Origin of the sequence: Acrocarpospora corrugata, from assembly GCF_009687845.1 — a bacterium.
In the GTDB taxonomy this organism is placed as follows: Bacteria; Actinomycetota; Actinomycetes; order Streptosporangiales; family Streptosporangiaceae; genus Acrocarpospora; species Acrocarpospora corrugata.
The window spans coordinates 85,118-105,910 of record NZ_BLAD01000041.1; the positions used below are offsets into that span (position 1 = coordinate 85,118).

The 20,793-nt window shown below is 71.9% G+C and carries 17 protein-coding genes and 1 tRNA gene; 7 read left to right on the plus strand and 11 right to left on the minus strand.

Annotated features, from left to right (window positions below; genetic code table 11):
- The first annotated feature begins 1 nt into the window (after position 1).
- Positions 2-865 carry a carbohydrate ABC transporter permease gene (locus Acor_RS08885; protein ID WP_155336085.1) on the plus strand — a complete coding sequence of 288 codons (864 nt, stop codon included), beginning with the start codon at positions 2-4 and terminating at the stop codon, positions 863-865.
- A gap of 1 nt (position 866) precedes the next feature.
- Here Acor_RS08885 and Acor_RS08890 read toward each other — a convergent pair whose 3' ends face one another.
- Positions 867-3,464 carry an ATP-binding protein gene (locus Acor_RS08890; protein WP_155336086.1) on the minus strand — a complete coding sequence of 866 codons (2,598 nt, stop codon included), beginning with the start codon at positions 3,462-3,464 and terminating at the stop codon, positions 867-869.
- A 112-nt stretch (positions 3,465-3,576) separates the two neighbouring features.
- Here Acor_RS08890 and Acor_RS08895 point away from each other — a divergent pair, with 112 nt between their 5' ends.
- On the plus strand, positions 3,577-4,167 hold the full coding sequence (locus Acor_RS08895) for a hypothetical protein (protein ID WP_155336087.1): 591 nt from the start codon (positions 3,577-3,579) through the stop codon (positions 4,165-4,167).
- Positions 4,168-4,190: 23 nt separating this feature from the next.
- Positions 4,191-4,460: a 4a-hydroxytetrahydrobiopterin dehydratase gene (locus Acor_RS08900; protein ID WP_155336088.1), complete on the plus strand. Its 270-nt coding sequence runs from the start codon at positions 4,191-4,193 to the stop codon at positions 4,458-4,460.
- Positions 4,461-4,466: 6 nt separating this feature from the next.
- Here the strand turns inward: Acor_RS08900 and Acor_RS08905 are convergent, their stop codons facing one another.
- Positions 4,467-5,309: a spermidine synthase gene (locus Acor_RS08905; RefSeq protein WP_155336089.1), complete on the minus strand. Its 843-nt coding sequence runs from the start codon at positions 5,307-5,309 to the stop codon at positions 4,467-4,469.
- A 59-nt stretch (positions 5,310-5,368) separates the two neighbouring features.
- On the opposite strand from Acor_RS08905, the gene Acor_RS08910 reads away from it, so the two are divergent.
- From Acor_RS08910 to lat, 3 genes are all read left to right on the plus strand, one after another.
- Positions 5,369-6,973: a penicillin-binding transpeptidase domain-containing protein gene (locus Acor_RS08910; protein ID WP_155336090.1), complete on the plus strand. Its 1,605-nt coding sequence runs from the start codon at positions 5,369-5,371 to the stop codon at positions 6,971-6,973.
- A gap of 101 nt (positions 6,974-7,074) precedes the next feature.
- A complete protein-coding gene (locus Acor_RS08915; RefSeq protein ID WP_246238514.1) occupies positions 7,075-7,680 on the plus strand; it encodes an HdeD family acid-resistance protein in 606 nt (201 codons plus the stop codon).
- 98 nt (positions 7,681-7,778) lie between these two features.
- Positions 7,779-9,050, plus strand: coding sequence for an L-lysine 6-transaminase (gene lat / locus Acor_RS08920; protein WP_155336091.1), 1,272 nt, complete (start codon positions 7,779-7,781; stop codon positions 9,048-9,050).
- 7 nt (positions 9,051-9,057) lie between these two features.
- Here the strand turns inward: lat and Acor_RS08925 are convergent, their stop codons facing one another.
- From Acor_RS08925 to Acor_RS08955, 7 genes are all read right to left on the minus strand, one after another.
- Positions 9,058-9,273 carry a helix-turn-helix domain-containing protein gene (locus Acor_RS08925; RefSeq protein WP_155336092.1) on the minus strand — a complete coding sequence of 72 codons (216 nt, stop codon included), beginning with the start codon at positions 9,271-9,273 and terminating at the stop codon, positions 9,058-9,060.
- Positions 9,274-9,485: 212 nt separating this feature from the next.
- Positions 9,486-9,561, minus strand: a tRNA-His gene (locus Acor_RS08930).
- Between the two features lie 57 nt (positions 9,562-9,618).
- Positions 9,619-10,215 carry an oligoribonuclease gene (orn, locus tag Acor_RS08935; protein ID WP_155336093.1) on the minus strand — a complete coding sequence of 199 codons (597 nt, stop codon included), beginning with the start codon at positions 10,213-10,215 and terminating at the stop codon, positions 9,619-9,621.
- A gap of 22 nt (positions 10,216-10,237) precedes the next feature.
- Entirely contained in the window at positions 10,238-11,434 is a 1,197-nt protein-coding gene (locus Acor_RS08940; RefSeq protein WP_155336094.1) for a DUF2510 domain-containing protein, read from the minus strand.
- Positions 11,435-11,453: 19 nt separating this feature from the next.
- A complete protein-coding gene (locus tag Acor_RS08945; protein WP_155336095.1) occupies positions 11,454-12,839 on the minus strand; it encodes a protein kinase family protein in 1,386 nt (461 codons plus the stop codon).
- A complete protein-coding gene (locus Acor_RS08950) occupies positions 12,840-14,465 on the minus strand; it encodes a serine/threonine-protein kinase (protein WP_155336096.1) in 1,626 nt (541 codons plus the stop codon).
- A gap of 139 nt (positions 14,466-14,604) precedes the next feature.
- Positions 14,605-16,770, minus strand: a complete 2,166-nt coding sequence (locus tag Acor_RS08955; RefSeq protein WP_155336097.1) for a serine/threonine-protein kinase — start codon at positions 16,768-16,770, stop codon at positions 14,605-14,607.
- A 166-nt stretch (positions 16,771-16,936) separates the two neighbouring features.
- Between Acor_RS08955 and pdxR the strand changes: the two genes are divergently transcribed.
- Positions 16,937-18,349, plus strand: coding sequence for a MocR-like pyridoxine biosynthesis transcription factor PdxR (pdxR, locus tag Acor_RS08960; protein ID WP_155336098.1), 1,413 nt, complete (start codon positions 16,937-16,939; stop codon positions 18,347-18,349).
- Here the strand turns inward: pdxR and Acor_RS08965 are convergent.
- Both Acor_RS08965 and Acor_RS45385 read right to left on the minus strand, forming a co-directional pair.
- The gene (locus Acor_RS08965; RefSeq protein WP_155336099.1) at positions 18,329-18,865 is read right to left on the minus strand and encodes a hypothetical protein; all 537 of its coding nucleotides are present in this window, start codon (positions 18,863-18,865) and stop codon (positions 18,329-18,331) included. The two genes, pdxR and Acor_RS08965, sit on opposite strands and share 21 nt — an antisense overlap.
- 156 nt (positions 18,866-19,021) lie before the next feature.
- Positions 19,022-20,617 carry an RNA polymerase sigma factor gene (locus Acor_RS45385; RefSeq protein WP_155336100.1) on the minus strand — a complete coding sequence of 532 codons (1,596 nt, stop codon included), beginning with the start codon at positions 20,615-20,617 and terminating at the stop codon, positions 19,022-19,024.
- Positions 20,618-20,793: the final 176 nt, after the last annotated feature.

The following is a 20,793-nucleotide window of genomic DNA, read 5'->3' on the forward strand; positions in this document are numbered from 1 at the left end:
CATGGCCAATTCCTCCGCGACCAAGCGCTCCGGGCCGGGCGTCTTCGGCGGCCTGTCCCATCTCGCGCTGTTCATCTGGACGATCCTGACCGTCGCCCCGATCATCTACACCTTCCTGAGCTCGTTCAAGACCAACACCGAGCTGTTCGGCGGCCGGTCGCTGGCGCTGCCGGAGAACTTCCACTGGGACGCCTGGGGGCGGGCCTGGGAGACCTCCCACATCGGCCAGTACATGGTCAACACGGTGATCGTGGTGGCCATCTCCACCTTCTTCACCATGCTGTTCGGCTCGATGGCCGCCTACGTGCTGGCCCGGTACCGGTTCTTCGGCAACCGCCTGATCTACATCCTGTTCGTCTCCGGCCTGTCCATCCCGCCGTTCCTGGCCCTCTCCTCGCTCTACAAGGTCGTCGACAACCTGGGCCTGCTCGGCACCCACGCCGGCGTGGTGCTGGTGTACGTGGCCTTCTCGATGCCGTTCACGGTCTTCTTCCTGGCGTCCTTCTTCCGGTCGCTGCCGGACACGGTCGCCGAGGCCGCGATGATGGACGGCGCGTCGCACACCAGGACGTTCTTCCAGATCATGATGCCGATGGCCAGGCCGGGCCTGATCAGCATCACGATCTTCAACGTGATCGGCCAGTGGAACCAGTACCTGCTGCCGATCGTGCTGCTCCCCGGCGACAAGCAGGACCTCTGGCTGATCACCCAGGGCATCGCCAACATCTCCACCAGCGCCGGCTACGAGGCCGACTGGGCGGCGCTGTTCGCCGCGCTGAGCATGGCGATCATCCCGATCCTGATCGTCTACGTCATCTTCCAGCGGCAGATCCAGTCCGGCCTGACCGCGGGAGTCGGCAAGTAGCTCAGGTCAGCACACCGGCCAGCGCCGCGCGGGAGGACACCCCCAGCTTGCGGTAGGCGTGAGCCAGGTGGTCGTCCACCGTGCGGCTGCTGAGCATCAGCTTGGTGGCGATCTCCTTGCTGGTCATGCCGGTCTTGGCCAGCTCCGCGATCTGGCGTTCGCGCCGGGTCAGCAGCTCGCCCCGGCGCGGCGCGCGGGCGGCCAGCCGGCGCTGCTCCCGCTCGGCGTCCTCGGCCATCACGGTCGCGCCGATGTCCACGGCGATGCTCTTGGCGCTGGCCAGGGCGTGGTGCGGGTCGGTACGGCAGCCCGCCGTCATCAGCAGGGTGCGCGCCATCTGCGGGCGCATCGCGACGTCGGTGAACAGGCCGACGGCCTGCTCGGCCAGCGCCGCCGCGGTGTGCTGGTCGCCCTCCGCGGCGCGTACGCAGGCCTGGGCGCGCAGCGCGAACGCCCGCTGGGCGGGCAGGGTGAGCGCGTCGGCGGCGGCCAGCGCGGCGTTCGCGGCGGCGCTGGCCCAGGCGACCTCGTCGCAGCCCAGCGCGGCCTGGGCGAGGGACTCCAGCCACATCGGGCGGTAGCCGGGCTGGCACTGCGGCATGCCGACGCCGCCGCCGATGCCCAGCAGCATCCAGCGGGCCCGGTCCGGTTCGCCCGCCACCAGCATGACCTGGGCGGACAGGCAGACCGTGGTGGCCGACCACCAGCCCTCCACCCCGGCCACCGACTCGCCGGCCCGGGTGGCCAGGTGCACGGCCCTGGGCAGGTCCACGTAGGCGAGCGACTCGGCGTGGATGGCCTGGACCAGGGCGAGCAGGGTGGGGCTGCCGGACTGGTGCGCGACGTCCTCGGCCTCCTGGCCGAACGCGATCGCCTCGGCCAGCCGGCCGGTCCGGCCGCAGATCTGGGCGGCGGCGGTCAGCACGTCGGCCAGGATGCCGCTGCGGCCGAGCGGGCGGGCCAGCGCGAGCGCGCGGCGCACGTGCCGCTCCGCGTCGGCGTGCTGCTCCAGGAAGAGCTCGGCCCAGGACAGCCGGGACAGGCAGGTGAGCTCGCGCATGGCCGCGGCGTCGCTGAGGCCGTCGGCGAGCCCGCGGGCGTGGCTGATCGCCTCCTCGGCCGGCTGCGGGTTGCCCTCGTAGGCGGCGGTGAAGGCCAGCAGGGAGTGCGCGGCCGCCTCGTCCTCCGGGGTGGTCGCCGCCGCGATCGCCTCGGAGATTTGGGACAGCGCGCCGCCCACGTCGCCCATCTGGAGCCGCAGGGTGGCCAGCTCGCGGTGCAGCCAGGCGCCCTGGCCGCCCTTGCCGACCTCGGCGCTGAGCAGCGACGCGGACTCCTGGTAGCGGCCCAGCAGCCGCTCCACCACGGCGCAGGCGGCCACCACCTCGCCCCGGGAGCCGATCGGCAGGTGCGGCAGCAGCTCGTGCATGGCCGCGCGGGCCGCCTCCAACTGCCCGTCGAAGGTGTACGCCCGCGCCAGCAGCACCCGCAGCTCCACCGAGGCCGGGTCGGCCAGGTCGCCGACCAGGGGCAGCGCCGCGGTCAGCCACTCGATGGCGGCGGCAGGGGCCGTCATGACGGCCTCCCTGGCGGCGGTCATCAGCGTCTTCAGATCGTTCGGGTCGTGCCTGCTGGCGGTCCTGGAGACGTGGTGGGCGACCTCGCGGACCGGCGCGTTCAGCAGGGTCAGCTCGCGGGCGGCCAGCCGGTGCGCGCTCATCCGCCAGGCCGGGTCGGCCCGCTCGTAGACCAGGCGGCGCAGCAGCGGGTGCCGGAACCGGAACCGGCCGCTGCCCGCCGGGCGGATCAGGTCCCGCCCGGCCAGCCGGCCGAGGGCCTCGGTGTGCGGGGAGTCCAGCACCATGGCCACGTCGTCGGGGGTGAACTCGTCGCCGAGCACGGCCGCCGACTGGGCGGCCAGCAGTTCGGGGGCCGGCAGCTGGGCGATCTCGCCGAGCAGCAGGCCGGTCAGGTCGTGCCGGCCGCCGGCGCCCCGGTCCGCTTGGGCGGCCAGCGCCTCCAGGTAGAGCGGGTTGCCGCCGCTCTCGGCGTGCAGGGCGCGCAGGCCGGGCCGGTGGCCGATGAGCGACTCCGCGTCGGCCAGGGCCAGCGGCGGGACCGCGAGCCGGGTGTGCGGCACGGCGGCCGGTCCGGCCTCGGCCAGCGCGGCGGGCAGCCGTACCCCGGCCTGCCTGTCCCGGTACGCGCAGACCAGCAGCACCCGCTCGGCGGGGAGCGGGCGGCGCAGCAGGTAGGCGAGCAGCTCGATCGAGCCGGGGTCGGCCCAGTGCAGGTCGTCCAGGATCAGCACGGCCGGGGAGACCGCGGCCAGCCGGGCCCGCACCTCCCGGGCGAGCACCAGCCGGTCCCCGGTCGGGAACGGATCGAACGCCTCCTCGAAGGCCCGGTACGGCATCTCCCGCTCGTACTCGGTCGCCCGGCCGCGGAGCACGGTCAGGCCGTTCTTCTCCGCCCGGCCGGCGAACTCGGTGAGCAGCCTGGTCTTGCCGATCCCTGGCTCCCCGACCACCTCGGCGAGCCCGCCACGCTCAGCCGCCTCAGCCAGCGCTGACAACTCCGACACACGTCCGACGAACACGGGTCCCAGTAAAGTCCCGTAATACTACGGATGCTAGGAGTTCAGGGCAGCTGACACCTTGATTTCACCGATCTCAGGTAGATCGGGATGGCAAGGCTCCCCGGGAGAACAGATGAATGAATTCCCCTTCCCCTTCTTCGGGGCAGGCGAAGCCAAGTACTACATGTGGGCCGAGGTCCACGTGCGTTTCGAGCGGGAACCCACGAGTTACCAGCGCACGGCCATCGAGTCGAGCTGTCCTGGACCGCTCCAGGACACGATCGACTGGTCCGAGGGCCGCCAGCTGGTGGTGGCCAGTGGGCTGTTTCTGCACGGTGCGCTGGCCAGGGCCTACCCGGCCAAGGCCGGCGACGAGGACTACCTGGGGGAGGACGGCTGGTTCTACGCGGCGATCTCGCGGGTGGAACGATTCAATTCGGCCATCGAGTCCTGGCTCGGCTACGCCAACGATCACTGTCCGGTCATGATGGCCTACCGGGGCGAGGACAGCGACAGCGGCGGCACCGAGTTCTCCCGCTGGCACGAGTGGAGCGTCACCCAGCTGCCCCGGCTGATGCCGGAGCTGGAGCCGATCCTGGCCGAGTCGATCGCGACCCGCCAGCAGACGCACGCCACCCACATGGTGCGCGGGGTGATGTCGATGGCCCGCAGGTCCCGGGCGAAGACCTCGCCCGCGCCGGGGAGTGGCGCTCCGATGTTCTGAGCCGAGATGGTTAGGCTCGGGCCATGGACAACGCGCCCGAGCCGGCCTCTTGGACCAGAGACGGCAACACGCTCCGCCGCACGGTCAACGCGCCCGACTTCCCGGCCGCGATCAGCATCGTCACCGCCGTCGCGGACGAGGCGGAACGGATGAACCACCATCCGGACATCGACATCCGGTGGCGAACCGTCTTCTTCGCGCTCACCACGCACTCCACCGGGGGGCTGACCGACCTGGACTACGAGCTGGCCGGGCACATCGACCGGATCGTGGCCGAGCACGGCGGCTCCTAAAGGCTCCTAGCCGAACACCTCCGGCGGGGGCACCGGGGCCAGCACCGGTTCGCCGTCCCGGATGGGCGCCGCGCCGGCCACGAAGTTGACCAGGTCCTCGCCGTACACGCAGCGGGCCTGGGTGAGGCCGCCGGCCGCGCCCCGGACCAGCCGGTCCTCCGGCAGTTCGCGGGCCGAGCCGACCAGGATCAGGTTGCCGAACCTGCGCCCGCGCAGCACGCCTGGCTCGGCCAGCAGCAGCACGTGCCGGAACGCGCGGCGCACGGTGGCCGCCAGCCGCCGGACGAACCGCAGGCCCCGGCCGTCGGCGACGTTGATCAGCAGCGTCCCGCCCGGGCGCAGGACGCGCGCGAGATCGGCCAGGTATTCGGCGGTGGCCAGCTCCACCGGCATGGTCGCGCCGCTGAACGCGTCCAGCACGACCAGGTCGGCGTAGCCGTCCTCGATCTCGGCCACCCCCCGCCGCCCGTCGGTGATCTTCACTTTCAGGCGCGGTACGGACTTGAGGCTGAGCTGGTCGCGGACCAGCTGGACCAGCCCTTCGTCCGGTTCGATAACGATCTGCCGCGACCCCGGCCGGGTCGCCGCCACATACCGGGGCAGCGTGCACGCGCCGCCGCCGACGTGCACGACGTCCAGCGGCCCCTGCGGCAGCACGTCGATGACCGTGCCCATGAGCTGGACGTACTCGAAGTCCAGGTGGGTGGGGTCGGCCAGATCCACGTACGACTGCGGCACCCCGCCGGAGGTGAGCACCCACCCGTACGGCCGGTCGAGGTCACGCAGGAGCTCGACCTCGCCGAAGGTCACCGGGTACCGTCCCTGCCGGGGCTCCTTAACCTTCGCCATTTTGTCTCCTATGCGTGATATATCCAGGAGTGCACTCTCCAACGTCCAGGAGAAACCGTATGCGCAGGCGGCCGCTGCTCGTCCTGATCTCGGTGTCGCTCGCGATATTCATCTTCGGCGTCACCGGTCTGATCATGAGCGCCCGCGGTGAGCCGGGCGCCGTCGAGACCACCGCCACGCCCAGCGCTCCGCCGAGCCCCAGCGTCGACGACGCCCTGGTCGAGGACGAGGAGACCCCCGCGGAGGTCGGCGACGCCTACCTGACCGCCTGGGCGCGCGGCGACCTGGACGCCATGGCCGACCTGCTGATCGAGGTCCCGCGCGACTTCGCCAGCCTGCACCGCGAATTCCAGACCGCCGTCGGCTCCGAGTCGGTACGGCTCGCGCCCAGCCGCATCTACCCGACCGGCGAGAACACCGTCGAACTCCCCTTCACCGGGACCTGGCAGCTGGCCGGCGGCAAGAAGCTCACCTACGTCTCGGTGCTCCGGCTGCTGAAGAACGGCCCGAAGTGGCGGGTGGACTGGCTGCCCGACGCCATCTACCCCGACCTCCAGTTCGGCGGCCACGTGACCCGCAGAACGGTCCCCGGCCAGGCCCCCCGGCTGGCCACCAGGGAGGGCGAGCCGCTGCCGCTGGACAGCGGGGCGGAGCCGTACGTGGCGGATCTGGTGGCGGGGGCGCATCCGGGGGAGGCGGGCTGGATCGCGGAGATCAAGAACCCCGGCGAGACGGCCCTGGAGCTGCTGCGCGAGGACGGCGACGGGCCCGCGCCCCGGGTCACCACCACGATCGACAGATACATCCAGATGTCGGCCGCGCGGGCGCTGGACGGCGTGGCCAACCCGGCCGCGCTGGTGGCGGTCCGGCCGTCCACCGGCGAGGTGCTCGCGGTCGCGGACCGGCTCGGCGGCAAGGGCGCGTTCCAGCAGAAGTTCCCGCCCGGCTCGACCTTCAAGATCGTCACCGCGGCGGCGGTGCTCGGCTCGGGCCTGTCGCCCGACGCCACGGTGCCCTGCCCCGCCAGATACCAGATCCCGAACGGCCGCCCGATTCTCAACTACCAGAGCAGGGACCACGGCACGCTCTCACTCCGGCAGGCGTTCGCCCAGTCCTGCAACACCACGTTCGCCCAGCTCGCGGTGGAACGCCTGACCGCCGACACGCTCACCGCCGAGGCGGGCAGGTTCGGCTTCGGCACCGACCTGGCCACCGGCGCGGGCGGCACCTGCGGCTCGCTCACGCCGCCGCAGAACGACGACGCGATGGCCGAGGACTCGTTCGGGCAGGGCACGGTCGAGGCGAGCCCGCTGTGCATGGCGGCGATGGCGGCGGCCGTCCAGAACGGCACCTGGCGCTCCCCGCACCTGCTCCCCGCGGCCGAACTGCCGCAGCCGATGCCGCGCGAACTGCCCGCCGACATCACGGCCGGCCTGCGCACCATGATGGCGGCCGTGGTGACCGAGGGCACCGCGATGAACGGCGGCCTGCCCGCCGGCGTGGCCGGCAAGACCGGCACCGCTGAGGTCGGCCAGGGCCGCCCGGACCACGCCTGGTTCGTCGGCTACCAGGACGACCTGGCCTTCGCCGTCTTCGTGGAGAACGGCGGCACCGGCGCGGGCGCCGCGGTCCCGGTCGCGGCGAGATTCCTCAACGCCCTGTAGTCGCGTGGCGTTTGTTTTGTCAGGATTGACGGCAATTTGGGGGATATGGGGGCTTGGCCACGGCATTCTGGTGGACACGTACTAGGGATGGAGGTGGCGTCATGTCCAACATGAATTCAGGCGTGTACTCCGGGGCCTCGAAGACGGGGACGGAACCCGGGCGATGGTGGACGCTGGCGGTACGGGGTGCCCTGGCGATCATCTTCGGGCTCATCGCCCTGATCTGGCCCGCGATCACGCTGGTCGCCCTGGTCGTCGTCTTCGGCGTGTACGCGCTGGTCAACGGGATCTTCACGCTCTACGGCGCGTTCCGGGAGGGAGCCACGAAGGAACGTGGCTGGCTGGCCTTCTCCGGCATCATCAGCCTGGCGGCGGGGATCGCGGTCCTGGTCTGGCCGGCCATCACCGCGCTGGCCCTGATGCTGCTGATCGGAGCCTGGTTCCTGATCACCGGCGTGGTCGAGATCGTCGGCGCCGTGATGCGGCGCAAGGAGATCGAGGGCGAGGGGAAGATGATCGTCACCGGCGTGCTCTCCGCGCTCTTCGGCCTGGTCCTGATGATCTGGCCGGGGGCGGGCGCGCTCTCGCTGGTCTGGCTGATCGGCGTCTTCGCGATCGTGCTCGGCGTCGCGATGGTGGTGCTCTCCTTCCGGGAGCGGAACGTGACGCACACCAGCCGGCACCACGCGCACCCGATGGCGGCCTGAAGAACATCCGGTAGTCCTCCTGTGTAGGAGGAAGGTATTCACAATTCGGGCCGCGTGTGAGGCAATCATGTTGTCATTCGACTCAACGTGGAGGCGACATGGACGATCTGCGCACGCGGCTCGGCCGGCATCTGCTGGTCGACGGGTATCGGCTGGTCCTCGATCTGGAGCGGAGCAAGGGCTCCTGGCTGGTCGATGCCCGCGACGGCAGGAAATATCTGGACTTCTACACGTCGTTCGCCTCCGCGCCGCTGGGGCTGAACCCGTTCGACGGCGAACCGGAGTTCCTGGCCCGGCTGGGCCGGGTGGCCGGCAACAAGCCCGCCAACTCCGACCTCTACACCGAGGAACTGGCCGGGTTCGTGGCGACCTTCAGCCGGGTGCTGGGCGATCAGGAACTGCCGCACCTGTTCTTCGTGGAAGGCGGCGCGCTCGCCGTGGAGAACGCCGTGAAGTGCGCCTTCGACTGGAAGAGCCGCTGGAACGAGGCGAACGGCCGTCATCCGGGGCTCGGCACCCAGGTCCTGCACCTGACCCGCGCCTTCCACGGCCGCAGCGGCTACACCCTCTCGCTGACCAACACAGAACCCGTCAAGACCGACCGGTTCCCCAAATTCGGGTGGCCGCGCGTCGACGTCCCCGCCATCCACTTCGGCGACGTCGAGCGGGCCGAGGTGCACGCGCTGGGGCAGGCCGAGGAGGCGTTCCGGCGGCACCCGCACGACATCGCCTGCTTTTTGGCCGAGCCGATCCAGGGCGAGGGCGGCGACAACCACATGCGGCCCGAGTTCCTGCTGGCCATGCAGGAGCTGTGCCACCGGTACGAGGCGCTGTTCGTGCTGGACGAGGTGCAGACGGGGGCCGGGCTGACCGGGACGGCCTGGGCGTACCAGCAGCTGGGGCTGGCGCCGGACATCGTGGCGTTCGCCAAGAAGACGCAGGTCGGCGGGATCATGGCCGGGCGGCGGGTGGACCTGGTGCCGGACAACGTGTTCCGGGTGAGCGGGCGGATCAACTCCACCTGGGGCGGCAACCTCACCGACATGGTCAGGGCCCGGCGGCTGCTGGAGATCATCGAGCGGGACGGGCTGATCCCGGGCGCCGCGATCCTGGGCGAGAAACTGCTCGGCGCGCTGCGCGGCCTGGAGTCGGACGGCCTGGTCGGGCACGCCCGCGGGCGCGGGCTGATGTGCGCGTTCGATGTTCCCGGTGATCGGGACGAGCTGGTCCGGCGGCTACGCGAGGAAGGCGGCGTCCTGATGCTGCCGTGCGGCGAACGCTCGGTCCGGCTGCGTCCCGCCCTCAACGTCGCTCCGGAGGACCTGGACTACGGCATCGGCCGCCTGCGCGCCGCGCTGGCCGGGGGCTGATCGGTGCCTAGTCGGTGTTCGCGGCGCGCCAGAGGTCGATCGCGGTGCCCCGGGAGTCCACGCCGAGTTTGGAGTAGATCCGGTTGACGTGGTTCTTCACGGTCTTCTCGCTGAGGAACAGCCGCTGGGCGATCTCGCCGTTGGAGTGTCCGATGGCGATGAGGTCCATGACCTCGGTTTCGCGCTTGCTGAGGCTCGTTCCGGTGCGGTCATCGACTCTCATCCGGCCTCCGTGGGCAGAGTCAAGGCGCCGAGGCCCCCCGCGCTTCCGGCGTAGCGGTTGAAGGCGAGCATAACCTGCGATATGGACCTTTGGGGCGGATGTCGGTGGACTACTCGCCCATTCCGCGCAATTGCGTGGCAATCGGGTCGCTCGGGCGGGTGCCGTACCCGGGAAAAGCGGAAGGCCGGTCCCTGGGGACCGGCCTCTCTCGCTGGGGTGAGTGATGGGACTTGAACCCACGACATCCAGGACCACAACCTGGCGCTCTGCCAGCTGAGCTACACCCACCATGTCCGCCGCTTGATCGTTGCGTACAAGGATGAGTGTAGCGGTTACAGGTGCCAACTACGAACTTGTAATCGCTTCGGCCACGTCGCGCGCCGTGGCCGAGTCGGGACCGGGTTGCGGCACGAACACGGCGGCCCGGTAGTAGCGCAATTCCCGGATGCTCTCGGTGATGTCGGCCAGGGCCCGATGGCCGCCCTGCTTCTCGGGCGAGGCGAAGTAGACCCGGGGATACCAGCGCCGGGCCAGCTCCTTGATCGAGGAGACGTCGATCATCCGGTAGTGCAGGAAGGCGTCCACGATCGGCATGTCCCGGGCCAGGAACGAGCGGTCGGTCGCGATCGAGTTGCCGCACAGCGGCACCTTCTTCGGCTCGGCCACGTGGCCGCGGATGTACTCCAGCACGATCGCCTCGGCCTCGGCCAGCGTGACCCCGCCGGCCAGCGCCTCCAGCAGACCGGAGGCGGTGTGCATGGCGCGCACGACCTCCGACATCTGCTCCAGCGCCTCCGGCGGCGGTTTGATCACGACGTCCACCCCGGCGTCCACCTGGTTCAGCTCGCCGTCGGTGACCACGCAGGCCACCTCGACAAGCGCGTCGCGGCCGAGGTCGAGCCCGGTCATCTCACAGTCGATCCAGACCAGCAGGTCGTTCATGACCTAAGAGTAGTGCGCGTGGTCAGCCCGCTTGGAGCGAGTCCAGCACCTGGTCAAGGACGGACACGTCGAGATTGTCGGGAATCGAGGCGTAGAACAGCGAAGGTCGCTCCCCGGGACCCTGATCCACCAGCACGAACGCGCCCGGTTCGGTCTTCCATTTCCAGTTGTTCGCCGCGGATTGCTCGCTGAAATCCATCACGTACGAGACGACCCAGGCGTCCTTCCCGCTGACCTTGATCGCTTCGTTCTTCACGATCTTCCGGGTGTGCTCCGGAGTGTAAAAAATCGGTTCGTAAGCGACAAGCAACGCACTGGTGACATTCCGCAGATCCTGCGGGCCGCTGTACGGGAACACCTCCGGCAACCGGGCCGCGTAGACCGAGCCGACCCAGACGCTGCCCTCCTGGCCGTCGAAGTTCTCCTGCGAGACCGCCTGGAAGCCGCTGGTGAACACCGGCATCATCGGATTGTTCGGCGCGTTGACCGACTCCGCCTTCGGCACCGTCCACGGGTCACCGGGGAACAGGTACGACAGCCCGGCCAGCGGGTCCTCGATCCGGTCCCCGGCCGGCTGCGGCAGCTCGGTGAGCGGCTGCTGACTGGGCGGCGGGGTCGGCACCTCGCCCGGGTCCTGGGTCTCGGGCGGCAGCGACGGCACGCTTACCGAGGGCTCGGCGACGGGCGTCGGATTTGAACGGTTCATGAACACGAAGGCCGCGCCGACGACCAGGGCGACGGCCACCACGGCCGCGATGCCGCCCAGGATCCACGGGGCCGGCGAGGACGCCTTCGGCGGCGGGCCGTACGGCGGGGGCCCGCCGAACTGGGGCTGCGGCATCATCGCGGTCGGGTTCGGCTGACCCCACTGCGGCTGCGCGCCAGGCCCAGGCCCAGGCCCAGGTCCAGGTCCAGACCCAGGTCCCGGGCCCCACTGGGGCGCCGGACCCTGCGGTCCCGGCTGGCCACTGGGGTGGGTCCACTGCGCCGACGGGCTGGGCGACGGACCCGGCGCTGGCTGGCCCAGGGCCGACTGCACGGCCGTCGGCGCCGCCGCCGCGGTCGTGGAGTCGGGGGCCGCCGGAGCCGGCGGCTGAGCGGCCTGGGCGGCCTGCTGCTCAAGCGGATGGGTGGCGTCGGTCCACTGCGAACCGTCCCACCAACGAAGCTGGGGGGAGCCGTATGGGTCGGGGTACCAACCGGCCGGGGTCGTCGTCATGCCCGGAAGCCTAGTGAAATCAACATTTGTACGAGAAGCTCGCTTTGTCCTGAATGGGTTTCCCGGTAGCGGTATGGTCCAGGATCCGCAGGGTTGCGGTGCCCTTGAGGCTACCCGTGCCGGTCACCTTCCAGAGCAATGGCAAATCCAGAGATTTCGTATCAGACTCCACGCGCTGGGTTTCGTGGATCTTGCGGCCGTCGCTCTGCTCCCAGACATAGGAGAAGGTGCCCGCGCCGCCGTTGGTGCTGACCACCGCGACGATCTTGGCCGTGGAGTCGCAGCCCTGCACCTTCTTCGGGGCCTGCACGTCCACCTTGGCGACCTCCAGCGCGAGCCCCGGCGCCTGCCGGAGCCAGAGGATCACCGCGGCGATCAGGATGGCCAGCAGGATGCTGCCCGCCCAGGCGGTCCGCCGCTTCGACGGCCGTCCGGCCGCGGCCGGGCCGCTCACGTGCCCGCGCAGGTCGGGGGTGTGCTGGGTGGACTGGTTGCGCCCCTGCCGCCAGATCTGCGCCGCGGTGGTGTCCACCGGCACGCCGGGCCCGAACCGCATCCCGGACCCGTCGGCGGGCGCGCCCGGCCCGGCCGGATCCTGGGCGCGGATCACCCCGGGATCGAGCAGGGTGCGCATCTCGCCCGTCTCCGGCACGGCCGGCGGGGGCGGCGCGGTCGGCACGTCGGCGGCCGACCACACGTGCAGCGTCTGGACCAGCCGCTCCCGGGTGGTGAACCCGGCCGGCAGCAGGTCGCGACCGCCCAGCAGGGTGTCCCTGGCCGCGCTCAGGCCCCGGGTGGCCGCCATCGCCGCCGCCCGGTCCAGCAGCTGCGCGGACTGCCCGGCGGCCCAGCTCGCGGCCAGCCCGCGGGCCAGCCCCGACCAGGCGGCCACGTCCCGCTCCACCGAGGTCGGCTCGCTGCGCAGCGCCTCCAGCAGCCCGCGCTCGGCGAGCATGGCCGTGCCGTCCTCGCCGATCACGATCGTGCCCGGGTGCAGCGCGCCGTGGGTGAGCCCGGCGGCGTGCACGGTGAGCAGGGCCTGCGCGGTCTCCACCAGGATGGTCGCGGCGCTGCCCGAGTCGGGCGTGCGCCCGCCGTCGGTCAGCAGTTCGGCCACCGTGGGCATCGCCCGGCGGCCGCTGATCAGCCAGACGTCCCCGCGCGCGGTCACCAGGTCGGCGACAGGGAGCAGGCCGGAGTGCCCGCCCTGTTGTAGCCGCCGGTCCGCGCCGACCGCCGCCACCAGCCGGTCGCGGGCGGCAGGATCGGCCAGCAGACGCTGTTCGAACCGCAGCAGACCGGACGGCGTGCCGTCCGGCGCCACCGCGTCATGCCAGGTGCCGAGCTCGCTGATCCGGACCCGTCCGGTCAGTCGATGCCCGGCGACGCTCCCCCCGTCGTGCATCTACCGCCGCCTCCGATGCCTTCCCGTGAATCGCCTCACGGCAAGTGTGGCGGGAATCAGGCCGGTCGTCATCAGGCCGATCGCGAGAACCCCGGCCGCGGTCTCGGCCAGCGGGGTCTCCGCGGGTGTCTCCCTGGGCGACTCGTCCACCGTGATGGTCGGCGGCTCGCTGCTGGGCGGCGGCTCCGAGCTCGGCGGGTCGCTCGGCGTCGGCGTGGTCGGGGTGGGGGTCGTCGGCCGTGCCGTCGGGGTGGGGGTGCGGGTCGTCGGCCGCGTGGTCGGGGTGGGCTCGCCCGGGATCGAGGTGGTCGGGTCGGCCGGGTCGCCGCTCGGCTTGGGAGTCGGCTTCTTGGTGGGCTTGGGGGTCGGCTTCTTGGTCGTCGGCTTCGCGGTGGGGGTCGGCAGCGGCGCCGGCGGCAGGGTGGCGGGCGGCTGTGTGGTCGGCGGCGGGGCGGCCGTGTCGGTGGGCTCCGGCTCCGCCGTCTCCGCCGGGACCACCGGCTCCTCGGTGTCCTCGATCTCCTCGACCGGGATCTCCCCGCCCACCGCGGACGCGGTCGGCGACAGGGTGGTCTCCCCGGCCTGGAGCTGGGTGCCGCTGAGCGACCCGACCAGGACCGCGGTGCCGCCGGCGATGACGGCCATGCCGACCACGGTGAGGCCGATCTTCATCACGGTCCGGCTGAACAGGCCGCCGCCCAATTTGGTCTCGCCGAGCGCGGTGGAGACCTCGGGGGCCTCCTCGGTCAGCGGGAAGAACGGCAGCAGCAGCCCGGCCAGGGCGGCCAGGCGGCGCCGGCCGCGCTCCTCCCAGGCGTCGCCGTACGCGTCGGCGGCGACGGCCTGCAGTTCGCGCAGGAACGCCTCGGCCGAGGGCGGGCGGTCGGCCGGGTGCTTGGCCATGCCGCGCTCGATCAGGCCCTGCAGCTGGTGCGGGACCTCCTCGATCGGGGGCGCGGCGGCCTGGTGCTGGCGGGCCAGCGCGGCCAGGTTGGTGGCCCGGAACGGGCGGGTGCCGGTGAGGCACTCGAAGAACACCACGGTGGCCGCGTAGACGTCGGTGGTCGGCCCGGCGGCGGCGCCGGACCACTGCTCCGGCGCCATGTACGCCGGGGTGCCGGACACGTTGGTGCCCTCGCCGGCTCGGGCGGCGATGCCGAAGTCGACCAGTTTGCTCTGGCCGGCCGCCTCCACCATGACGTTCTCGGGTTTGAAGTCCCGGTGCACGATGCCCATCTCGTGGGCGATCCCCAGGCCGATCAGGGAACCCTTCAGCACGGCCAGCGCCGCCTCGGGTCCGGTCGGGCCCTCGGAGCGGAGCATCGCGCGCAGCGAGACGCCGTCCACCAGTTCCATCACGATGGCGGCGCCCGCCGGATGCTCCACGTACTCGTAGAAGCGGGCGGCGTGCGGGTTGCGCTCCATCAGGGCGAGCAGGCGGGCCTCGTGCCGGAATCTGGCCACGAAGTTGAGGTCGGAGCGGAGCTCCTCGGACAGGTATTTGATCGCCACCAACGTGCCGTCGGCATCGTGTCTGGCGAGAATCACCTGTCCGGCGCCGCCGGTGCCGAGTTCGCGTATCTCGGTGTAGCCGGGAACGCGCCAGGCGGCCGGTCTGCCGTACATAACGGTCTCCTTACAATCCCCGGGCCCCCCGCCACGACGAACACGTATCTTAGTGATCCACAAGGGCGTGAAGCGAATAGTCACCACATAGTCGTGGATCGTGTCAGAAAGAGACTGTCGTGGCTTACGTGGCGAAATATCACTCGATCACGGCGCAGCGGGCGACTTTCTGGTCTCTGATCGGCCCGCGCGATCCGGCCGGGTCGGTCACGGCCGCGAGGCTGTAGTAGGTGTCGCACAGCATGCCGAAGTCGAAGGTCACCGTGACCGAGTAGCTGGTCTGGCCGGACAGCTGGAAGGTCCGCGTGTTCACCGGGTTCGTGCCGCCCTCGCCGCGGGCGTAGGTGGTGGTCAGGGTGAGGGGGCCGGGGCCGTCGGTGGTCACCCGTACCGTGCTGGTGATCAGGCCGTTGCCGTCGCTCTGCCCGCCCAGGCTCACCGCGATCGCGGTCACGGTGGGCACCCCGCAGTTCGCCTTGACCTCGCGCTTCACGGCGCCGTTCGGCCCGGCAGGATCGCTGCTCGCGGTGAAGGTCACCGCGCCGGTGCAGACCGCCTTCGGGAAGGTGTGGGTGAAGGTCCTGGTGTAGGCGCGCTGGCCGGCCAGGCGCAGGGCGGGCAGGTTGGAGGACTGGCCGCCGCCGGCGAAGTCGCCGTTCAGCTCGATCCGGCCGGTGCCGTCGGTTGTCACCTTCACCGTCGCGGTGGCGGTCTTGCCGGTCTTGTCGAGGGTGACCGACTGCACGTCCAGGTCGGTGATCTGGGTCGGGCAGGCGGCGACCTTGCTGGTGGCGGTCACCGCGCCGGCGGCGGCGGCCGGGCTGGTGCTGGCGATGATGCCCCAGGTGCCGGCGCAGGGCCTGGTGCCCAGGTCGCGGCTGACCGCCTTGGTGTACTTCTTGGCTCCGCTCAGCGGCATCGACTGGGTGCCGACGACCTTGCCGTTGACGGTGAACCTGACGGTGAGCGTGGTCTTGGCCACGCCGTCGGTGACCACCGAGACGGTGCCCTTGGCCATCGGCGTGGACGCGGCGAGCGAGAGCCCGGCCACGGAGACGCCGAGCACCTTGGTGGGCGTCTTGGTGGGGGTCGCGCTCGGCGTGGGGTCAGGGGTCGCCGTCGGTTCCTCGGTCGGCGTCTCCGAGGGTTCTTCCGTGGGCGTTTCGCTCGGCGTCTCGGTGGGTTCCTCGGTCGGCTCCTCCGTGGGCGGCTCGGTGAACTCCTCGACCGGGGTCGGGAGTTCCTCCGCGACCACCGGGGTCACGTTCTTGACCGGTTCCTCGTTGATCAGGACGTACGCGGTGATCGCGCTGCCCGCCACCACCAGGGCCGCGCCGCCGATGACGATCTTGCCGACCAGGCTGCGGCCGAATCCGCCGAGCGTCGACTTGAACAGCGTGGTGCCGACCTGCGGCACCGGGCCGCCGCCGCCCATCGGGAACAGCCCCGCGGCCAGCCCGGCCAGCGCGGCCAGCTTGCGGCGGCCGGTCGCCTCCCAGTCGGCCCCGTACGCGGCGACGGCCACCGCCTCCAGCTCCGCCACGAACATGGACGCGCTGGCGGGCCGCCGCCGCGGGTCCTTCGCCATGCCCCGCTCGACCAGGCCGCGCACCGGCACCGGCACGTCCCCGGCCGGGATGTCGGCGGTCTGGTGCAGGTGCATGAGCACCACGTGCTCGGTCGCCTGGTACGGCCGCCGCCCGGTCAGGCACTCGTAGAACACCGCCGTGGCGGCGTACACGTCGGTGGCGGTCGAAGCCGGATGCCCGGCCCACTGCTCCGGCGCCATGTACGCCGGCGTGCCGGCCGGGACGCCGCTGGCCCCCGCCTTCAGCGCGATGCCGAAGTCGACCAGCTTGCTGGCGCCGTCGGCCCGCACGACCACGTTCTCGGGCTTGTAGTCGCGGTGCACCACGCCACGCTCGTGCGCGGCGGCCAGGCCGAGGAGCGAGCCCTTGAGCACGGCCAGCGCCGCCTCGGCCCCGGTGCCGCCCTCGGCCCGCAACAGCGCACGCAGCGGTGCGCCGTTGATCAGCTCCATCACGATGGCCGCGCCCTCGGGTGTCTGCACGTATTCGTACAGTTTCACCACGTGCGGGTCGTCGACCTCGACGAGCAGGCGGGCCTCGGCGCGGAAACCGTCGAGGAAGCCCGGCTGCCCACGCAAGTCCTCGGAGAGGTACTTGATGGCCACGTGGGCGCCGGACGCCTCGTGCACCGCGAGCACGACTCGGCCTCCGCCGCCGACGCCGAGCGTGCGCACCTCGGCATATCCGGGTACGCGCCAGTCGCCGGGGGGAACCATGGAGGCCTCCTGTGGGGTGGTGCATGAAGTAGACGCGCCGTCCCACGGCCAGGTTGACCGGATTGGTGGGAAATGGCATGTGACGTCGTGTGAGCGGATCAACGTTACGGTGAAGGGCGGGTGGACTCTTGGGATATGTCCGCTTTTGTGGGAATGGGGGACCACTATGGACAGGGCCACTTCTCGGGCCCGGGTTCAGGTCGACGTGCCGCTGTCGGTGGACCGGGAGGCGGGGGTGCCGCTGGCCGTACAGGTCGGGGACCAGCTGCGGGCGGCGGTCCGGGGCGGCGCGCTGAAGGCGGGGGAGCGGCTGCCGTCGAGCCGGCGGCTGGCGGCCGCGCTGGCGGTCAGCAGGACCGTGGTCACCGAGGCGTACCAGCAGCTGTACGCGGAGGGCTGGCTGGACGGAAAGCACGGCTCGGGCACCTACGTGGCCGACCTGCCGGCCGGCAGCGCCGCGCCCGCCCCCGAGCGGGCGGCGTTCGTCCTGGCCGACGAGCCGGAACCCGGTCCTGGCCGGATCGACCTGCGGCCGGGCCGCCCATGGGTGCACGGCTACGACGCGGCGGCCTGGCGGCGGGCCTGGCGCGGCGTGGGCGAGTTCCCGCCGCAGGACCGCTCCGACCCCTACGGCCTGCCGGACCTGCGCGCCCAGCTCGCCGAGCACCTGCGCCGGGCCAGAGGCGTCCCGGCCGGCGCGGAGAACGTCCTGGTCACCAGGGGCACCGGGCACGGCCTGGACCTGATCGCCGCGACGCTGCTGACGCCGGGCGACCGGGCCGGCACCGAGGAGCCCGGCTACCGGGTGGCCAGAACCGTGTTCGCGGCGCGCGGCGCGGAGGTCGTCCCGATCCCGGTGGACGAGCACGGCGTGGTCGTCGAGGCGCTGCCCGACGACCTGAGCGTGCTCTACACCACGCCCGCGCACCAGTACCCGGTCGGCGGGCGGCTGCCGATCCCGCGCCGGGAACGCCTGCTGGCCTGGGCCCGCAGAACCGGCGCGATCATCGTCGAGGACGACTACGACGCCGAGTTCCGCTACGACGTGGCCCCGCTGCCCGCCCTGTACGGCCTGGACCCCGACCGGGTGATCCTGCTCGGCACCCTGTCCAAGTCACTCAGCCCCGACCTCGGCCTCGGCTGGCTGGTCGCGCCGCCCCGGCTGCTGGACGCGATCGCGCTGCGCCGCACCACGCTCGGCGACCGCACCTCGGGACCGGTCCAGCGCGCCGTCGCCGCCCTGCTCCGCAACGGCGACCTGGACCGGCACCTGCGGCGGCAGCGCCTGGAGTACGCCCGCCGCCGGGCGGCCGTGGTGGCCCTGCTCGGCGACCGCGTCAAAGGGGACACGGCGGGGCTGCACGTGCTGGTGGAACTGCCGGCGGACGCCGTACCCGAGATCGCCAGGAAGGCGCGCGAGCGCGGCGTGCTGCTGGACACCACGGCCCGCCACCATCACGGGCCGCACCGGGTGCACGGCCTGGTCCTCGGGTACGGCTCGGCCGCGCTGCACGAGGTGAAACGCGGCTGCGCCGTACTCGCCGAACTGATCGAGGGCCTAGATCACCCGTTCCAGTAGCCGGAGCTCCTCGCGCGGCCGGGGCACCTCCAGCGCGGGGGTGCCCAGGATGCGCTGGACGTCGATCGCCCCCGGATCGCCGTCGCGGACGCCCGGCACCTGGGAATGTCCGAAGTGCCCGCCCCGGGCCCACAGGCGGCCATCGCCTCCGCCTGCGAGGGAGTGCGGGAAGGGCAGCGGTGGGCCGGCCGGCCAGCGGCGGGGCACCTCCCAGGAGTCGAGCCAGGCCAGGATCTCGTCCAGCCCGTCCAGCTTGCTGTCGGTGAAGGGTTCCTGTACCGAGCCGAGCACCCTGATCTGGATGTTGGCCCGGCCATGCCGGTTCAGGTCGCCGCCCAGGCCGCACGCCGCCCGGCTGGGCGGGAGCTGCTGGACGATCTGCCCGAGCACCGGGTTCCACACCAGGTGCGCGGGGCAGTTCAGCTGGACGAGCCGCTGGGCGACGGATTTGGCCGAGATCCCTTGTGGGTCGGTCGGCCAGATGAACCAGACCACCCGGGGCGCCCCGCCGTTCATGGGGCCGGCGTCCTGGGGAGCGGGAATTCGACTGGCAACGGGTAGCCATGCCTGGGCCACTGTGCCCCCTCATGTCCTAAGGTCGCCCTGTTTCTCCCCTTGTGATCTCGGCGCGAAACTTATGATCTCTGGACTGGTTCGGGGGGTTTACCTGGCTCAAGTGGGCTCACCGGCGGCCGGCACGGTCGGGGTGGGACTGGGTGACGGGCTAGGGGCGCGTGGGGTCGTGGTGGGGTCAGGAACCCCGTCCGGCGGGGTCTGCGCGTCCTCGCCGCGCCACCACACCTTGCAGGTCGGGTTGCCGCCCGCGGACCGGAACGCGATCGTGGCGCTGCCCGCCTCGTCGGGGTCGTTCACCGACAGCGTCACCCGGCCGGTCGCGCCCGCCTTCAGCGCGCCCCTCCTGGCCGAGATGGTGGCCCCGCCGGAGACCGTCGCCGTCCAGGTGATCGGCGCGTTGCGGGCGGTCACCCAGATCACGTCGGCGTTGGTGTCGCCCATGTCGCCGGGACAGCTCAGGCTCAGCGCCGGAGTCGTGGGCCGGGAACCCCGGGTCCTGGTCGGCTTCGGCGTCGGCTTGGGAGTCGGCCGGGGGGCCACCGTCGCGGGAGCGGCGGGCGTCGATTCCGGCACGGCCGTCGCCGCCGGCTCCTGGTCCTCCTCCACCGGAGTCGGCTCAGGAGTCGGCTCGGGCTCCTGGATCGGTCCATCGGAAGGGATCGCCAGCTGCGGCTCCGCGCTCGGCGGGGGCATCGCCTCGATCCGGATGCTGCCCGCCGCCTCCTGGCCGCTGACCCAGGCCAGCGAACCGGCCGCCGCCACCGCGCAGGCCAGCGCCAGCACGATCGGCAGGGCCCGCCGCCGCCCCCGCGCCCGCCGCCGCTCCGGCTTGCCCCGGCGGCCCCGCTTCGCCTTGAACTCGGTGGTGACAGGGAAGCCCTCCGGGTCGAACCGGTCGGCCCGCTCGGTGATCAGCACCCGGGTCTGGTCCCGGTCCGGGTTCACGCAGGTGTCCACCACCCGGCGGCGCAGCGACAGCGGCGCGTACATGATCGGGACCAGGTCCAGCAGCCGCCCCGCCGCGATGTGCTTCTGGCGGCCCTCCAGGCACAGCTCGCAGCCCGGGATGTGCCGGGTCAGCTTCTGCCGCAGCAGCGCGCTGAGCGGCCCGTCCCAGGAGTCGAGCATCGCCGACAGCTCCGGGCAGTGCGCCCGGCCGATCCTGGCCAGCACCACGGCGGCGGCCACGTTCTCCAGATGGTCGCGGGACCTGGCCAGCCGCCCGGCCGTCTGCCGCGCGGTCAGCCCGAGCACCGCGCCCACCTCGGCCGGGGCCAGGCCGTGCCGGATGGTCAGCTCCAGCACCTCGCGCTCCTGGCGGCTCAGCTCGCCCAGCGCCTCGTGCACGGCCAGCGCCAGCTCGGGATCCTCGGCGTCCTCCAGCATCGGGGCCGGGCCGGTGGGGGTGCGCCCGGCCGCGCGGGCGGCGCACTGGAACCGGGTCAGCGCGTACAGCCAGGCGCGCAGCCGGACCGGCTCCTTCAGCCGGTGCACCGAGCTCTGCGCGGTGACCATGGCGTCGTGTACGGCGTCCGCCGCCGCGTCCAGGTCACGCAGGCCGGTGTAGGCGTAGTCGGTCAGCCGATCGGCGTACGCGTCGTAGAGACTCGCGGGTGCGTGCGCGTCGGCCTGGCGCAGCGCCTCCAGCAAACGGTGGTCGTCGGCGCGGCCGACGTTCGGCCATCCGGGCAACGGTGTCCTCCCCGAGAACGGGACCAGTAACGGAATTCGAGTGCTCTCCAGGCCCCACACGAGGAAGACGCTCCTTTCCAGACTGGCGTTTACGGGCGCGCTGATCCACACACTGATCCATGCCAAAGTGGCATGACCTGGGAAAACAGCGACGCCGGGCCCCTGGAGGGGCCCGG

What these genes read in the sequence shown, in the direction of transcription:
- Acor_RS08885 (WP_155336085.1), top strand. Translation starts at nt 2, where the DNA reads ATGGCCAATTCCTCCGCGACCAAGCGCTCCGGGCCGGGCGTCTTCGGC.
- Acor_RS08895 (WP_155336087.1), top strand. Translation starts at nt 3,577, where the DNA reads ATGAATGAATTCCCCTTCCCCTTCTTCGGGGCAGGCGAAGCCAAGTAC.
- Acor_RS08900 (WP_155336088.1), top strand. Translation starts at nt 4,191, where the DNA reads ATGGACAACGCGCCCGAGCCGGCCTCTTGGACCAGAGACGGCAACACG.
- Acor_RS08905 (WP_155336089.1), bottom strand. Translation starts at nt 5,309, where the DNA reads ATGGCGAAGGTTAAGGAGCCCCGGCAGGGACGGTACCCGGTGACCTTC.
- Acor_RS08910 (WP_155336090.1), top strand. Translation starts at nt 5,369, where the DNA reads ATGCGCAGGCGGCCGCTGCTCGTCCTGATCTCGGTGTCGCTCGCGATA.
- Acor_RS08915 (WP_246238514.1), top strand. Translation starts at nt 7,075, where the DNA reads ATGTCCAACATGAATTCAGGCGTGTACTCCGGGGCCTCGAAGACGGGG.
- lat (WP_155336091.1), top strand. Translation starts at nt 7,779, where the DNA reads ATGGACGATCTGCGCACGCGGCTCGGCCGGCATCTGCTGGTCGACGGG.
- Acor_RS08925 (WP_155336092.1), bottom strand. Translation starts at nt 9,273, where the DNA reads ATGAGAGTCGATGACCGCACCGGAACGAGCCTCAGCAAGCGCGAAACC.
- orn (WP_155336093.1), bottom strand. Translation starts at nt 10,215, where the DNA reads ATGAACGACCTGCTGGTCTGGATCGACTGTGAGATGACCGGGCTCGAC.
- Acor_RS08940 (WP_155336094.1), bottom strand. Translation starts at nt 11,434, where the DNA reads ATGACGACGACCCCGGCCGGTTGGTACCCCGACCCATACGGCTCCCCC.
- Acor_RS08945 (WP_155336095.1), bottom strand. Translation starts at nt 12,839, where the DNA reads ATGCACGACGGGGGGAGCGTCGCCGGGCATCGACTGACCGGACGGGTC.
- Acor_RS08950 (WP_155336096.1), bottom strand. Translation starts at nt 14,465, where the DNA reads ATGTACGGCAGACCGGCCGCCTGGCGCGTTCCCGGCTACACCGAGATA.
- Acor_RS08955 (WP_155336097.1), bottom strand. Translation starts at nt 16,770, where the DNA reads ATGGTTCCCCCCGGCGACTGGCGCGTACCCGGATATGCCGAGGTGCGC.
- pdxR (WP_155336098.1), top strand. Translation starts at nt 16,937, where the DNA reads ATGGACAGGGCCACTTCTCGGGCCCGGGTTCAGGTCGACGTGCCGCTG.
- Acor_RS08965 (WP_155336099.1), bottom strand. Translation starts at nt 18,865, where the DNA reads ATGAACGGCGGGGCGCCCCGGGTGGTCTGGTTCATCTGGCCGACCGAC.